This window comes from Caulobacter sp. X, assembly GCF_002742635.1.
In the GTDB taxonomy this organism is placed as follows: Bacteria; Pseudomonadota; Alphaproteobacteria; order Caulobacterales; family Caulobacteraceae; genus Caulobacter.
In genome coordinates this window covers 1,896,748-1,909,692 of the sequence record NZ_PEGF01000001.1, presented here as the reverse complement: position 1 = coordinate 1,909,692, position 12,945 = coordinate 1,896,748, and the positions used below count along the sequence as shown (strand labels likewise).

Here is a 12,945-nt window from a genome sequence, read left to right as displayed (position 1 = left end):
TCCCCAGCGGTTAAGCAAGTTTCGCGCCAAGGCGGCCGCTGATGGCCCTGTTCTTCGACCAGGCCTGGTACGACGCGCGCCTGGCCGAGCGCGGGCTGGACCGCGCCGTCCTGGCCGCCGCGGCGGGCTTGAGCCCGGCCGAGTTGGCCCTGGCGTTCAAGGATCAGCGCGAGCTGTCGATGCGGGAAGTCTCTGTTTTCGCGGAGCTTCTGGGCGTTTCGGCGGCCGAGGCGGCGTCTCGCGCGGGCGTGCGGCCGCCGCCGATCAGCGACGCGCAGCGGATCGCGGCGTTGGAGACGCGGGTCGCGGTTCTGGAGGCCGAGCTGGCCGCCCTGAAGCGCTAGATATTGGTCTTCTTGATCAGGCCGGCCTTGGGGCGGCGGTCGGCGGGACCGGAATATTCCGTGCCGAGATAGGTCGATCTGGCCGTGTTGAGCACTTCCTGCCCACCGCGCAGGCCGCGCTTTTGGCCGACTTGGCCCATCAGATGGGCGGCGAAGGCGGCGAAGCCCTCGCGGCGCGGCGGCGCGGGGGCGGGGCGCTCGTCCTCGTCCTCGACCGTCGGCACGACCTCTTCCTCGTCCTCATGACGGCTGGCGTCACGCGGCGCGGGCAGGGCGCGTCGCGTGGGGCCAAGGCGTCGAATGGGGTCAATCGGGCCGTTCATGCAAGGGACGGTAGAGAGAGGACGGTTAAGAACGTCTCGCCAGGCGTGGTTAAGACTTGGTGGCCAGTTTGGCGATCTGCTCCTGCATCGCCGCCAGCTGACGCTTGAGGTCGGCCAGCGAGTCGTCGGTCGGCGCGGCGGGCTGCGGCGCCGGAGCGGGCTCGGGCGTCGGGGCGGGCGCGTCCTCGGGACGGACATAGGCGAACGGCGAGAACATCTTCATGGCGCGGTCGAACAGCGCCATGTTCTGGCGGATCTGCTCCTCATAGACGCCCATCCCCGGCATCTTTCCCGGCGCCATGTTGGCCAGCTGGCCGCGCAGGCGCTCCTGCTGCTTGGTGAAGCTCTCCAGCGACATCTCCAGGTACGAGGGCAGGAAGGCCTGCATGGAGTTGCCGTAGAAGCCGATCAGCTGACGGAGGAACTGGATCGGCAGCAGGTTCTGGCCGCCGCCGCGGTTTTCCTCTTCGAAGATGATCTGGGTCAGCACCGAGCGGGTGATGTCGTCGTTGGTCTTGGCGTCATAGACCACGAAGTCGACGCCTTCCTTCACCATCTCCGAGAGGTGTTCCAGGGTGACGTACGAGGAAGACGCTGTGTTGTAGAGGCGACGGTTGGCGTATTTCTTGATGATCACGCGCTGGCCGGCCGTTTTTTCGGTCCCGGCGGCCGTTTCGCCTTTTTCAGGGTTCTCGGACATTTCGTTCCCTAGACAGCGGTTACGTCCGCTTTTCGCATCGCACTATCGCGAATGCAAAGGCATGGCGCCAGTGGTCTGATGACTTGGAGTCGTCATCAAGCCATGAAAATGTGCTGATGACGAAGGCGTTAGTGATGTGCAAGGTGGTGTTGCACTCAAAAACAACGGCGCCGCACTCGCGAAAGCGCCGCTTCGGATCGTTACGGGAGCTATCGCATGAGCGACGTCGTCATCGTTTCCGCCGCCCGCACGCCGGTCGGCTCATTCAACGGGGCGCTGTCCAGCCTGCCCGCGTCGGACCTGGGCAAGGTCGCCATCGAGGCCGCCATCTCGCGCGCCGGCCTTCAGCCGAATGACGTCGACGAGGTGATCCTGGGCCAGGTGCTGCAGGCGGGCGCGGGCCAAGGGCCGGCGCGTCAGGCCTCGGTCAAGGCCGGGATCCCGGTCGAAAGCCCAGCCTGGAGCCTGAATCAGCTGTGCGGCTCGGGTCTGCGCGCCGTGGCGCTGGCGGCTCAGCAGATCGCGGCCGGCGACGCCAAGGTCGTCGTGGCCGGCGGGCAGGAAAGCATGAGCCAGGCGCCGCACGCCCAGAACCTGCGCGGCGGCCAGAAGATGGGCGACCTGGCGTTCGTCGACACCATGATCAAGGACGGCCTGTGGGACGCCTTCCACGGCTATCACATGGGCCAGACGGCCGAGAACATCGCCTCGCGCTGGCAGATCACTCGCGAGGACCAGGACAAGTTCGCCGTCGCCAGCCAGAACAAGGCCGAGGCCGCCCAGAAGGCTGGCAAGTTCGACGACGAGATCGCGCCGGTCACGATCAAGGGCCGCAAGGGCGACACGGTCGTCGACAAGGACGAATACATCCGCCACGGCGTGACGCTGGAGAGCATCTCTGGCCTGAAGCCAGCCTTCACCAAGGACGGCTCGGTCACCGCCGCCAACGCCTCGGGCCTCAACGACGGCGCCGCCGCCCTGGTGCTGATGAGCGCCGAGGAAGCCAAGGCGCGCGGCCTGAAGCCCCTGGCGCGCATCGCGTCCTGGGCCAACGCCGGCGTCGAGCCCGAGATCATGGGCACGGGGCCGATCCCCGCCAGCAAGAAGGCCCTGGAAAAGGCCGGCTGGACGGTGGCCGATCTCGACCTTGTCGAGAGCAACGAAGCCTTCGCCGCCCAGTCGCTGTGCGTGGTCCGCGAGCTGGGCCTCGACCCGGCCAAGGTCAATGTCAACGGCGGCGCCATCGCCATCGGCCACCCGATCGGCGCCTCGGGCGCGCGGGTGCTGACCACCCTGCTGCACGAGATGAAGCGTTCGGGCGCCCAGAAGGGCCTCGCCACGCTGTGCATCGGCGGCGGCATGGGCGTGGCCATGTGCGTCGAGGCGGTCTGACCGTCTGAAGTCACCGGGGACGCGCGTCCGTCCGGCCAAGGGGCGGACGCGTGGTGACGACGAACCAAAAACAATAATCGGGAGAGAGAAATGACGAGAGTTGCGTTCGTGACGGGCGGGACCCGCGGTATCGGCCGGGCGATCTGTGAGCGCCTGATCGCCGACGGTCACAAGGTGGCCGCCGGCTACTCCGGCAACGAGGCCGCCGCCGAGGCCTGCGCCAAGGAGCTGGGCGTGATGGTGGTGAAGGGCAATGTCGGCTCGTTCGACGACTGCCAGGCCGCCGTGAAAAAGGTCGAAGCCGAGCTTGGGCCGATCGACATCCTGGTCAACAACGCCGGCATCACCCGCGACGGCATGCTGCACAAGATGACCTATGATCAGTGGTCGGAAGTGATCCGGGTCAACATGGACTCGGCCTTCAACATGACCCGCCCGGTGATCGAGGGCATGCGCGAGCGCAACTGGGGGCGGATCGTCAACATCAGCTCGATCAATGGCCAGAAGGGCCAGATGGGCCAGACCAACTATTCGGCGGCCAAGGCCGGCCTGATCGGCTTCACCAAGGCCCTGGCGCTTGAGAACGCCAAGAAGGGCGTCACCGTCAACGTGATCTGCCCCGGCTACATCGACACCGAGATGGTGGCCGCGGTGCCCGAGAACGTGCTGGCCGGCATCATCGCCGGCATCCCCGTCGGCCGCCTGGGCAAGGGTGAGGAGATCGCCGACATGGTCTCGTTCCTGGCCGGCGAGCGGGCGGGCTTCGTGACGGGCGCCACGCTCAGCCTCAACGGCGGTCAATACATGGCCTGATCGGCCGCTCCGTATCGACCGCGTCCCCCGAACTCGGGCTTGACGGCGACTGTGGCGTTTTGGCCTCATGCGCCCGTCTTCGGGGGAACGACGCTTTGCCGTCCAAGATTCGCCCCAGTCGGCGGGCAGTACGGATCGCATGAAATTCTGTAAGGCGGAGTTGAGCGTGAGCGGGGCGAAAGCGGCCCTGTCGATCCTCGCTCTGATGCTCATGGCGGGGGCGGCGAACGCTCAGCAGCTGCCGCATTCGCTGCGGGACGCTTTGCTGGGGCATCGCGGCGCGGCCGAGGCGCGGCGCGTGGCGGCGCCGCCGGTCGCGCGCTATGTCTCCGAAACGGGCGGGACCTTCGTCTTCGACAAGGCCGCGCCCCAGCCTCTGATCAAGTTCGACAACAGCACCGAGGTCTGGGTGCTGTCGCCCCAGCCAGCCTCGCGCGGCGACGTCATCTATCGCAACGACCTGGGCGAGCCGGTCCTGCGGGTCACCAAGCTGGGTGGGGTGATCCTGTTCACCGACGACGTGCCGATGGGCGCGGCGGCCGCCCTGTCCGGCCGGGCGTCCTCGATCCAACCCCCGGCGGTCCTGTCGGTCGCCGCCTTGTTCCAGCGCCTCGTCATCGCGGCCAATCGCGCCAGTCGAGCCGCCCAGCGCCAGATCGAGTTCGCCACGCTGGAAGACGCTCGCCCCGAGACCTCCGTCCTGATCGCCGATTCCGCCATCGTGACGGCCGAGGCGTTCGAGGCGGCGGCGCGCAAGGGCGACCGATCGCTGCTCTCGAAGGTCGGGCGCGTGCTGCTGACCGAAGGCCGAAAGCCCGGCGCGCAGTTGAAGGACGGCTCGCTGATCGTCACCTACGCCCCTGGGAACGGCCTGGCGGGCCGCCCGTCGTCCAAGCGCATCATCAAGGTGATGGACCGCTAGGACCTAAGATCGCGTCGGCGTAACCATAAAGCCTTAGGTCGTGTTTACCCTCGGCCGATACCAGCGTTCTTGAAAGCATGTCCGTGCGCGTCCCGCCTGGCCGGCGGCGGCGTTCGCGCGGGCGTTTCTCGTGCGCAAGGTCTCTCTGGTCGTCATGGATAGCCCCGATCTCGTTCTGGCTCCCGAGCGCGGCCGCCTGAAGATGGCCGACATCGCTCGTATGGCGGGGGTGTCGATCTCGACGGTCTCGCGGGCTCTGGCCGGCAATCCGCTGATCCCCAAGACCCTGCGCGACCAGATCGTCGAGATCGCCCAGACTCACGGTTATGTCGTCAACCAGTCGGCCCGCAGCCTGCGCCTGCGCAAGACCGACACCATCGGCGTCATCATTCCCCTGGCCCACGAAGCCGGGCAGATGATCTCCGATCCGTTCTTTCTGGAGATGGTCGGTCGCCTCGCCGACGAGATCACGCGCCGCGACTATCTGGTGCTCTTGAACAAGGTGATCACCACCGAGCCGGGCTGGCTGGACAGGATCATTCAGTCACACCGCGCCGACGGCCTGCTGATCATCGGCCAGAGCACCCAGCATGAAGCGCTCAACAGCGTCGCCGACACCTATCGCCCGATGGTTGTCTGGGGCGCTCCGATGCCGGGGCACCGCTACTGCCTGGTCGGCAGCGACAATCGCGAGGGCGGCCGCCTGGCCGTGTCGCATCTGATCGCGCGGGGGCGGCGCCGGATCGCCTTCCTGGGCGAGATCGACGCGCCCGAGGCGACTCAGAGGTTCGAGGGTTACCGCAAGGGCCTTGAGGAGGCAGGCGTGGCGTTCGATCCCGCGCTGGTGATCCGGTCGCACTACACCCGCTGTGACGCGCAGAGAGCGATGGAGGGCCTTCTGGCCTCGGGCGTCGCTTTCGACGCCGTGTTCGCCTTCTCCGACGTCCTGGCCCTGGCCGCGCTGACGACGCTGCAGCGGGCGGGCAAGAGCGTGCCAGGCGACGTGGCGGTGGTCGGGTTCGACGACATCCTGCTGGCTCAGCACAGCACGCCGCCGCTCACCACGATCCGTCAGGACCTGGAGGCGGGCGCGCGGATCATGGTCGATCTGCTGTTCCGCCGCATGGAGGGCGTGGCCTCTCCATCGACCATCTCGCCGGTTGAGCTGGTTGTCCGCGAAAGCGCTTGAGAGAAGGGCGGTCAGCCGGCGTCCACGCCGACCGACTTCAGCTCTTTGAGGAAGCGCATCAGGCTCTGGTGCGAGCGGCGCAGGCTGTGCATGAACTCGGGCTTGGCAAACACTTCCTGCGGCACGATGAAGCCTTCGCGGCCCACGCGCTTGGCGACGCCGCGATCCAGCATCTCGACGAACCGGCGGCGGACGGTCTCGTAGGGGAGGCCGAGCGAGTCCGCGACCTGGCGCACCGTCAGCGGGCGACGCTCGTGATCGGGCGGCACGTCCTCAAGTTCGGAATAGACCGAGCCGCGCAGGTGCGAGGTGTTGCCGGCCCAAAGTGTCGTGAAGACAAGGCTGTACAGAATGTCCGCGTGATGGACTTCATTCGCGATCTCCACCCAACGCAACATGTAATCGGTCGCGTAGCGATGGACAGCACGAACGTTCACGAACTCTTCGGACATCTTTAAAGCAACTCCCCCTGCGTCAGCCTTTGGGCTGACTTGAAAAGGATTGCACGCCTGCAATGGCAAAGCCATGCGACTAAGTTGCCCAGTTTGGGTATTAAAAAGAAGCTCTGCGGCGAAAAGTCGCGGCCTGCGCCCGGGATTTAGGCGCGGGACGGCGCCCAGTCCGGCGCGGCCATTTCGAAGCCTTCGAACCTGAAGCCCGGCGCGACGGTGCAGCCGACCAGGGTCCAGGCGCCCAGGCTGACGGCGGTCTGCCACCAAGAGGTCGGCACGACCACCTGGGGACGGCAGCCGGCCCGCAGATCCGGCCCCAGCACATAGGCGGTGACGCCCTTGCCGTCGGGCGGCGACAGGCTGATCGAGATCGGCGCGCCCGCGTACCAGTGCCAGGTCTCGACCGCGTCGACGCGATGCCAGACCGAGACCTGATCGGCCTCGAGCAGGAAGTAGATGCAGGTCGACTTCGCGCGCCCGTCGGGGCCCGGCTCGTCCTGGAAGGTTTGGCGGTACCAGCCGCCTTCCGGGTGCGGCTGGAGGTCCAGCATCCGGATGATCTCCTTGGCGCCCAGGTCGCCCGCGACAGCTCTATCCATCACGCTCTCACTCATCCCTTGAAGCTGTCCTTGGCGGCGCGGATCTCGGCGAAGGCCTCGGCGGCCGAGGCCTTGTCGGGGCGTAGCAGGGGCGCGCGCAGGAACGGATTGGTCGCCTTCTCGGCGGCGATGGTGGTGGGTACGGTCGGCTCGCCCCGCTCGCGGGCGGCGAACACGGCGTCGGCCCGCGCCTTCAGCGCCGGGTCGCTGTCGACCGACAGCGCGAAGCGGGCGTTCGAGGCGGTGTATTCGTGCGCGCAATAGACGGTGGTCTGGTCGGGCAGGGCGGCCAGGCGCGACAGCGACGTCCACATCTGCTCGGCCGTCCCCTCGAACAGGCGGCCGCAGCCCAGGGCGAACAGGGTGTCGCCGACGAAGGCGATCCCGTCGGCCGCGTCGTGATAGCTGATGTGGCCCAGGGTGTGGCCGCCCGTGTCCAGCACGTCGAAGCGGGTCTCGCCCAGCATGATCACATCACCGTCCTTGAGCGCGCGATCCAGCGGCGCGATCCGGGTCACCTCCTCGGGGCCCGCGATCGTCGCGCCGGTCGCCGCCTTCAGCGCCGCGTTGCCGCCGGCGTGATCCGGGTGCCAGTGGGTGTTGAGGATCAGGTCCAGCGTCCAGCCCAGCTCGCCCAGCTTGACCAGGATCGCCTCGGCGTCGGGCGTGTCGATCGTCGCGACCTGGCCGCTGGCCTCGTCGCGGACGAGAAAGCCGTAGTTGTCGGACAGGCAAGGGAACTGGTGGACGGTGATCGGCATGGCGCAAGCTCTATCGCCACGACGCGGGCGCGAATACAAGGATGACCTCCAAGCTCGGGAGACTCAATGCGCCGCGACGTGCTCGATCTCAGGGCCTTCTACGCCGCCCCGCTGGGGCGCGCGGCCCGGACCATGCTCACGCGAAAGGTCGAGGAAGCCTGGGGCGACACCCGGGGCCTCGACGTGCTGGGTCTTGGCTACGCCACGCCGTTCCTGGACGCGGCCCGGGCCAACGCTCGTCGGGTGGTGGCGGCCATGCCGGCCCAGCAGGGCGTCGAGGTCTGGCCGCACGGCGCCCGCAACCAGGCCTGCCTGGTCGAGGAGACGGCGCTGCCGCTGCCCAACGCCCTGTTCGATCGCGTCCTGGCCGTCCATGCGCTGGAAGAGGCCGATGATCCCGCCGCCCTGTTGGCCGAGATCGGGCGGGTCATGGCCCCGACCGGCCGCCTGATCGTGGCGGTCTCGTCGCGCGACGGCGTCTGGACCGGCGCCGAGGGCACGCCCTTCGGGCACGGCCGTCCCTACAGCCGCGGCCAGCTGGAGAGCTTGATCCGCGAGGCGGGGCTGGAGCCAGCCGGCTGGACGCGGGCGCTCTACGTGCCGCCCTTCGCCGCCATGTCGGGCTGGGCCGAGGGCTTCGAGCAGGTTGGGGCGCGCCTCTGGCCGCGCTTCGCCGGCGTGATCCTGATGGAGGCGATCAAGCAGACCTTCGCCGTGAAGCCGCAAGGGCGTAAGGCGCCGGCGCGGGTCTTCGCCCCGGGCGTGCTGCTGCCCAGTCCCGCCGGCCCGGCCCCCGTGCGCCACGGCAAGGAGCGTCCGGCGCCCGTTCATAAGGCGCCGAGCAAGCCTTGAGCGCGAACGGGCTTGGAGCCGGGCCTCCGGACGCCTAGCTTGGAGTCGCAACCACCTGTTGTTCGCGAGAGCCCGCCATGAAGATGATCGTCGCCGTGATTAAGCCGAGCCGCCTGGACGCGGTGCTCGAAGCGGTCACCGAGGCGGGGGCGTCGGGCCTGACCGTGACCGAGGTGCGCGGCTATGGCCGCCAGAAGGGCAAGACCGAGGTCTATCGCGGCGCCGAATACGAGGTGAAGCTGCTGCCCAAGGTGAAGCTGGAAATCGCCGTGCCCACCGACGTCCTCGAGCCCGTGATCGAGGCCCTGCAGCGCACGGCCAACACCGGCAAGATCGGCGACGGCAAGGTCTTCGTCATGGACCTGGAACAGGCCCTGCGCATTCGCACCGGCGAGCGTGACGCGGCCGCCATCGCCGGATAGCGTCCGGACGTCTTTCGACACGACCTCGCCTTGAAGCGGAGCCATAGCTAGGCTCCGCGCGTTGTCCAGGTTCACGGCGTTCAGGGCGACATGGATTCAGCTTCTTCCGTTTTTGAGCCGGGCCAGACCTGCTGGCGCGTCGAGGCCGCCGACCGCGTGGCCCTGATGATCGACAACGACGAGACGTTCGACGCGCTCAAGCCGCTTCTGCTGTCGGCCAGGAAGTCGATCTGGATCCTGGCCTGGGTGTTCGATCCGCTGACGCGGCTCGACCCCGATCGCGTGCGCAAGAGCCGCGATCCGACTCAGGCCGACCGTGTCGGCCTGATCCTGCGTCGGCAGGCGGCGCTGAACCCGGCGCTGGACGTGCGGGTGCTGACCTGGGACATGCCGTTCCCGATCGCCGCCTCACAGCTGTTCGGCCCCCATCGCGGCGCGGCCTTCTTCGCCGGCTCGCGGGTCAAGTACCGCCTGGACGCCACCCTTCCCGCCAGCGCCTGTCACCACCAGAAGGCGGTGATCATCGACGGCGTCACGGCGCTGGTCAGCGGCGGCGACATCGGCGTGGATCGCTGGGACGACTGTCGGCACCTGGACAATAATCCCCTGCGCCGCCTGCCGACCGGCCGCCACTACCCGCCGCGCCACGAGGTTTCGATGCTGGTCGACGGCCGCGCCGCCGAGGCGATGGCCGACCTGTTCATCGATCGCTGGCGGGCCTCGGGCGGCGATACGATCGAGCGGCCGCACCGGCCCGGGGTCACCCCCTGGCCCGATCACCTGACGCCGGACCTTCGTCGGCTGCCGGTCGCGGTGGCCCGCACCTCGGCGGAGTGGCGGGGGCGTCCTGAGATCACCGAATGCCTGCTGCTGCACCTGGCGGCGATCCGCAGCGCGCGGCGGCTGATCTATCTTGAGAACCAGTACCTGACCTCGCCGATCATCGTCGAAGCCCTGGCCGAGCGCCTGTTCGAGCCGGACGGGCCCGAGGTGGTCACGATCGGCCCGGCGCGCAGTCCCAGCTATTTCGACCAGATGACCATGGACAGCGCCCGGACGGCGGCGATCAACCGCTTGCGCGAGGTCGATATTCACCATCGTTTCTCGGCCTTCTCGGCCCATACGCCGCAGGGCGGGCCGATCATCGTCCATTCCAAGGTCACGATCATCGACGACCGGCTGCTGCGGATCGGTTCGGCCAACCTCAACAATCGCTCGATCGGCCTCGACAGCGAGTGCGACCTGGCCTTCGAGGCGCGCACCGATCTGGAGCGCGAGACCGTCAGGGCGTTCCTCGGGCGGCTGGTGGGCCACTTCATCGACCGCTCGGCGACCGAGGTGCTGGAGGCCATGGAGCGCGAAGGCGGTCTGGCGGCGGCGATCAACGCGCTGGACGTCCATGGCGGCCCGCCCCGCCGCCTGCGGCCGGCGCCGGTCCGCAAGCTGGGCCGCATCCAGAAGTTCATCGCGGACTGGAGCCTGGGCGACGCCATCGCGCCCGACGACGCCTGGCGGCCGTGGGGGCGCCGCGCCCGCCTGAAACGTGATCTGGCGCGGCTTACCGCTCCGCCCCCTGCGCCGCCGGAGCGTCTGCAGCCGTGATCTCCAGCTCGACCACCAGCGGAAGGTGGTCGGAGGCGACGCGGGCGCGGGCGTCGTAGGGCGAGCGTACGCCGCGTGTTTCCAGACCCTTCGTCAGAAAGACGTGGTCAATCCGCATGAACGGAAAGCTGGATGGGAAGGTCGCGGTCGCCGGGCGCGGCCAGGCCGGCGACGGCGCCTGGGCGTCGCGCAAAGCGGTCCTCAGCATCCGGTAGGTCGCCGAATAGGGCGTGGCGTTGAAGTCGCCCAGCACCACCCCTGGCGCGACCCAGGCGTCATCGCCCATCCAGTCCGGGCCCAGCAGGGCGGCGGCCTGGCGCTTCTGCTCCTGGGGCACCAGGCCCAGGTGCGTGTTGATGATCTGGACCTTGGTCCCGCCGACCTCGACCTCGACCCACAGCGCGCCGCGCGGCTCCAGGCCCGGCACGCGGCGATAGAGCGGCAGGCCCTTGGCCTTGATCCGGCGCTCGGGCAGGGCGGTGAGGATGGCGTCGCCATAGAGCTCCTCCTCCACGGCCATGGCCGGGTGGAAGTGGAAGCTCATCTTCAGCAGCTCCGCCAGGCGATGGGCCTGGTCGACCCCGCGCGTGCGGGCGCGACGGACGTCCAGCTCCTGCAGAGCCACCACGTCCGGCTTCTCGGCGGCGATCACCTCGGCCACACGCTCGACGTCAAGCTTGCGGTCGGCGCCCACGCAGCGGTGGACGTTGTACGTCATGAGACGAAGCGTCTTCATCCGCCGAAGAGATCGCCCGAGCCCGGCGAAGGTTCCCGTATCGCGGGTCCGCCGTTGCGGCTGAGCATGAAGAGACAGCTTTCCGAGCGCCAGTTCTCGATCGCCTTGGTCGGGTCGATCGGCCGCGCCGCGCCCTTGCCGGCGAAGGCGGCGCAGGCGTCCACGCGCAGGTTCAGGTCCTCGGTCAGGGCCATGAAGTCGGCCAGGGTGCACAGGTGGATGTTCGGCGTCGACCACCAGGGCAGGGGCAGGGCCTTGGTCTCGGGCATCCGGCCCCGGCTCAGCAGCGACCAGCGCACCCGCCAGTGGCCAAAGTTCGGGAACGAGACGATGGCCCGTTCGGCGATCCGCAGCAGCTCGTTCAGCACATGGCGCGGATTGCGCGTCGCCTGCAGGGTCTGGGACAGCACCGCATAGTCGAACGAGCGATCGGGGAAGTGATCGAGGTCCTGGTCGGCGTCGCCCTGCACGACGGACAGCCCGCGCGCCATGCAGGCCGCCACGCCGCTGGCGCTGAGCTCCAGGCCGCGGCCGTCGATCTGCTTCTCGTGCGCCAGGAGATCCAGCAGCGCGCCCTCGCCGCAGCCCACGTCCAGCACGCGTGAGCCAGGCCGCACCAGGCGCAGGATCTCGCGGAAGTCCTCGCGGATGATCGTCACGCCAGCCCCCGATCGCGCTCGGCCGAACTGATGAACCCGGCCAGGGCCGAGTCCATCACCGGCTCATCCAGCAGGAAGGCGTCGTGGCCCTTGTCGCTCTCGATCTCGACGAAGGCGGCCTTGGCGCCGGCGGCGGTCAGGGCGCGCACCAGATGGCGGCTCTCGGCGGTCGGATACAGCCAGTCGCTGGTGAAGCTGAGCACGCAGAACCGCACGTTCCGCGCCCCGGTGAACGCTTTGGCCAGCACCCCGCCATGGGCGGCGGCGATGTCGAAATAGTCGGTGGCCCGGGTGATGTAGAGATAGCTGTTGGCGTCGAAGCGATCGACGAAGCTTGCCCCCTGGTGGCGCAGGTAGCTCTCGACCTGGAAGTCGGCGTCGAAGCCCCAGGACAGGCCGTCGCGCTTCAGCTCGCGGCCGAACTTCCGCTGCAGGGCCGGCTCGGACAGATAGGTGATGTGCGCGGCCATCCGCGCGACGGCCAGGCCTTTGCTAGGCTGGACGCCGTGCTCGGCATAGGCGCCGCCGCGCCAGTCGGGATCGGCCATGATCGCCTGGCGGCCCACCTCGTGGAAGGCGATGTTCTGGGCCGAGTGGCGCGAGGCCGAGGCCAGCACCACGGCGCTGAACAGGCGCTCGGGATAGTCCACCGCCCACTGCTGGGCCTGCATGCCGCCCATCGAGCCGCCGATCACGGCGAACAGGGTCTCGACGCCCAGCGCCTTCACCAGCATGGCCTGGGCGCGGACCATGTCGGCGATGGTGATGACAGGGAAGGTCAGGCCATAGGCCTTGCCGGTCGCCGGATTGATCGAGGCGGGGCCGGTCGAGCCCATGCAGCCGCCGATCACGTTCGAGCAGATGATGAAGTGCTTGTTCGGGTCCAGCGGCTTGCCGGGCCCGATCATGCGCAGCCACCAGCCAGGCTTGCCCGTCGTCGGATGCGGCGAGGCCACGAACTGGTCGCCGGTCAGGGCGTGGCAGATCAGGATGGCGTTGGACTTGTCGGCGTTGAGCTGGCCGTAGGTCTGGTAGCCGATCTCCAGGCCTTCCAGCACCGCGCCGGAATCCAGCCGCAGCGGTTCGTTCGCGGGAAACCGCCAGGTTCCCCCGCCACTAGGCGGAGCGGCGGGCGTGATCGGATCGAGCGCAGCCATGCCCGCCTTGGAGCGCTTGGCG

Annotated in this window: 16 protein-coding genes and 1 pseudogene; 9 read left to right on the top strand and 8 right to left on the bottom strand. The window is 68.5% G+C overall.

What is annotated here, in order from left to right; translation table 11 throughout:
• The first annotated feature begins 41 nt into the window (after positions 1-41).
• Positions 42-344, top strand: coding sequence for a helix-turn-helix transcriptional regulator (locus CSW60_RS08805; RefSeq protein WP_099536897.1), 303 nt, complete (start codon positions 42-44; stop codon positions 342-344).
• On the opposite strand, the gene CSW60_RS08800 is transcribed toward CSW60_RS08805, so the two are convergent.
• Together CSW60_RS08800 and phaR are read right to left on the bottom strand one after the other, a co-directional pair.
• On the bottom strand, positions 341-667 hold the full coding sequence (locus tag CSW60_RS08800; protein ID WP_099536896.1) for a hypothetical protein: 327 nt from the start codon (positions 665-667) through the stop codon (positions 341-343). The two genes, CSW60_RS08805 and CSW60_RS08800, sit on opposite strands and share 4 nt — an antisense overlap.
• 49 nt (positions 668-716) lie before the next feature.
• Entirely contained in the window at positions 717-1,367 is a 651-nt protein-coding gene (phaR, locus tag CSW60_RS08795; protein ID WP_099536895.1) for a polyhydroxyalkanoate synthesis repressor PhaR, read from the bottom strand.
• Between the two features lie 216 nt (positions 1,368-1,583).
• Between phaR and CSW60_RS08790 the strand changes: the two genes are divergently transcribed.
• The 5 genes and pseudogenes from CSW60_RS08790 (at position 1,584) to CSW60_RS08775 (ending at position 5,683) form a co-directional block, all read left to right on the top strand.
• Positions 1,584-2,759 carry an acetyl-CoA C-acetyltransferase gene (locus CSW60_RS08790; protein WP_099536894.1) on the top strand — a complete coding sequence of 392 codons (1,176 nt, stop codon included), beginning with the start codon at positions 1,584-1,586 and terminating at the stop codon, positions 2,757-2,759.
• A gap of 90 nt (positions 2,760-2,849) precedes the next feature.
• Positions 2,850-3,572 carry a beta-ketoacyl-ACP reductase gene (locus CSW60_RS08785; RefSeq protein WP_099536893.1) on the top strand — a complete coding sequence of 241 codons (723 nt, stop codon included), beginning with the start codon at positions 2,850-2,852 and terminating at the stop codon, positions 3,570-3,572.
• A 139-nt stretch (positions 3,573-3,711) separates the two neighbouring features.
• Positions 3,712-4,494, top strand: a complete 783-nt coding sequence (locus tag CSW60_RS08780; RefSeq protein WP_099536892.1) for a DUF4908 domain-containing protein — start codon at positions 3,712-3,714, stop codon at positions 4,492-4,494.
• 154 nt (positions 4,495-4,648) lie between these two features.
• Positions 4,649-4,819: pseudogene (locus CSW60_RS23975) on the top strand (LacI family DNA-binding transcriptional regulator); the annotation flags it as partial.
• Complete coding sequence (locus CSW60_RS08775; RefSeq protein WP_255408999.1) at positions 4,793-5,683, top strand: LacI family DNA-binding transcriptional regulator; 891 nt, start codon at positions 4,793-4,795, stop codon at positions 5,681-5,683. The pseudogene CSW60_RS23975 and the gene CSW60_RS08775, both read left to right, overlap by 27 nt.
• 11 nt (positions 5,684-5,694) lie before the next feature.
• Here CSW60_RS08775 and CSW60_RS08770 read toward each other — a convergent pair whose 3' ends face one another.
• The 3 genes from CSW60_RS08770 to gloB all read right to left on the bottom strand — a co-directional run bounded on the left by CSW60_RS08770 (position 5,695) and on the right by gloB (position 7,495).
• Positions 5,695-6,135: a hypothetical protein gene (locus tag CSW60_RS08770; protein ID WP_099536891.1), complete on the bottom strand. Its 441-nt coding sequence runs from the start codon at positions 6,133-6,135 to the stop codon at positions 5,695-5,697.
• Between the two features lie 146 nt (positions 6,136-6,281).
• Complete coding sequence (locus tag CSW60_RS08765; RefSeq protein WP_099536890.1) at positions 6,282-6,749, bottom strand: cupin domain-containing protein; 468 nt, start codon at positions 6,747-6,749, stop codon at positions 6,282-6,284.
• Entirely contained in the window at positions 6,746-7,495 is a 750-nt protein-coding gene (gloB, locus tag CSW60_RS08760) for a hydroxyacylglutathione hydrolase (RefSeq protein ID WP_099536889.1), read from the bottom strand. The genes CSW60_RS08765 and gloB overlap by 4 nt, the downstream gene beginning before the upstream one ends.
• A 66-nt stretch (positions 7,496-7,561) precedes the next feature.
• Between gloB and CSW60_RS08755 the strand changes: the two genes are divergently transcribed.
• The 3 genes from CSW60_RS08755 to CSW60_RS08745 all read left to right on the top strand — a co-directional run bounded on the left by CSW60_RS08755 (position 7,562) and on the right by CSW60_RS08745 (position 10,371).
• Complete coding sequence (locus CSW60_RS08755) at positions 7,562-8,347, top strand: class I SAM-dependent methyltransferase (protein WP_099536888.1); 786 nt, start codon at positions 7,562-7,564, stop codon at positions 8,345-8,347.
• A gap of 77 nt (positions 8,348-8,424) precedes the next feature.
• Positions 8,425-8,769 carry a P-II family nitrogen regulator gene (locus tag CSW60_RS08750; RefSeq protein ID WP_010918409.1) on the top strand — a complete coding sequence of 115 codons (345 nt, stop codon included), beginning with the start codon at positions 8,425-8,427 and terminating at the stop codon, positions 8,767-8,769.
• Between the two features lie 90 nt (positions 8,770-8,859).
• The gene (locus CSW60_RS08745) at positions 8,860-10,371 is read left to right on the top strand and encodes a phospholipase D-like domain-containing protein (RefSeq protein ID WP_099536887.1); all 1,512 of its coding nucleotides are present in this window, start codon (positions 8,860-8,862) and stop codon (positions 10,369-10,371) included.
• Here CSW60_RS08745 and CSW60_RS08740 read toward each other — a convergent pair.
• Genes CSW60_RS08740 through CSW60_RS08730 form a run of 3 tightly spaced genes read right to left on the bottom strand, consistent with a single transcriptional unit; the run spans position 10,328 to position 12,923 of the window.
• The gene (locus CSW60_RS08740) at positions 10,328-11,107 is read right to left on the bottom strand and encodes an endonuclease/exonuclease/phosphatase family protein (RefSeq protein WP_099536886.1); all 780 of its coding nucleotides are present in this window, start codon (positions 11,105-11,107) and stop codon (positions 10,328-10,330) included. The two genes, CSW60_RS08745 and CSW60_RS08740, sit on opposite strands and share 44 nt — an antisense overlap.
• Entirely contained in the window at positions 11,104-11,766 is a 663-nt protein-coding gene (gene metW / locus CSW60_RS08735) for a methionine biosynthesis protein MetW (protein WP_099536885.1), read from the bottom strand. Before metW ends, CSW60_RS08740 begins: the two co-directional genes overlap by 4 nt.
• The gene (locus CSW60_RS08730; RefSeq protein WP_099536884.1) at positions 11,763-12,923 is read right to left on the bottom strand and encodes a homoserine O-acetyltransferase; all 1,161 of its coding nucleotides are present in this window, start codon (positions 12,921-12,923) and stop codon (positions 11,763-11,765) included. The genes metW and CSW60_RS08730 overlap by 4 nt, the downstream gene beginning before the upstream one ends.
• Positions 12,924-12,945 lie beyond the last annotated feature (22 nt).

What these genes read in the sequence shown, in the direction of transcription:
- CSW60_RS08805 (WP_099536897.1), top strand. Translation starts at nt 42, where the DNA reads ATGGCCCTGTTCTTCGACCAGGCCTGGTACGACGCGCGCCTGGCCGAG.
- CSW60_RS08800 (WP_099536896.1), bottom strand. Translation starts at nt 667, where the DNA reads ATGAACGGCCCGATTGACCCCATTCGACGCCTTGGCCCCACGCGACGC.
- phaR (WP_099536895.1), bottom strand. Translation starts at nt 1,367, where the DNA reads ATGTCCGAGAACCCTGAAAAAGGCGAAACGGCCGCCGGGACCGAAAAA.
- CSW60_RS08790 (WP_099536894.1), top strand. Translation starts at nt 1,584, where the DNA reads ATGAGCGACGTCGTCATCGTTTCCGCCGCCCGCACGCCGGTCGGCTCA.
- CSW60_RS08785 (WP_099536893.1), top strand. Translation starts at nt 2,850, where the DNA reads ATGACGAGAGTTGCGTTCGTGACGGGCGGGACCCGCGGTATCGGCCGG.
- CSW60_RS08780 (WP_099536892.1), top strand. Translation starts at nt 3,712, where the DNA reads ATGAAATTCTGTAAGGCGGAGTTGAGCGTGAGCGGGGCGAAAGCGGCC.
- CSW60_RS08770 (WP_099536891.1), bottom strand. Translation starts at nt 6,135, where the DNA reads ATGTCCGAAGAGTTCGTGAACGTTCGTGCTGTCCATCGCTACGCGACC.
- CSW60_RS08765 (WP_099536890.1), bottom strand. Translation starts at nt 6,749, where the DNA reads ATGAGTGAGAGCGTGATGGATAGAGCTGTCGCGGGCGACCTGGGCGCC.
- gloB (WP_099536889.1), bottom strand. Translation starts at nt 7,495, where the DNA reads ATGCCGATCACCGTCCACCAGTTCCCTTGCCTGTCCGACAACTACGGC.
- CSW60_RS08755 (WP_099536888.1), top strand. Translation starts at nt 7,562, where the DNA reads ATGCGCCGCGACGTGCTCGATCTCAGGGCCTTCTACGCCGCCCCGCTG.
- CSW60_RS08750 (WP_010918409.1), top strand. Translation starts at nt 8,425, where the DNA reads ATGAAGATGATCGTCGCCGTGATTAAGCCGAGCCGCCTGGACGCGGTG.
- CSW60_RS08745 (WP_099536887.1), top strand. Translation starts at nt 8,860, where the DNA reads ATGGATTCAGCTTCTTCCGTTTTTGAGCCGGGCCAGACCTGCTGGCGC.
- CSW60_RS08740 (WP_099536886.1), bottom strand. Translation starts at nt 11,107, where the DNA reads ATGAAGACGCTTCGTCTCATGACGTACAACGTCCACCGCTGCGTGGGC.
- CSW60_RS08730 (WP_099536884.1), bottom strand. Translation starts at nt 12,923, where the DNA reads ATGGCTGCGCTCGATCCGATCACGCCCGCCGCTCCGCCTAGTGGCGGG.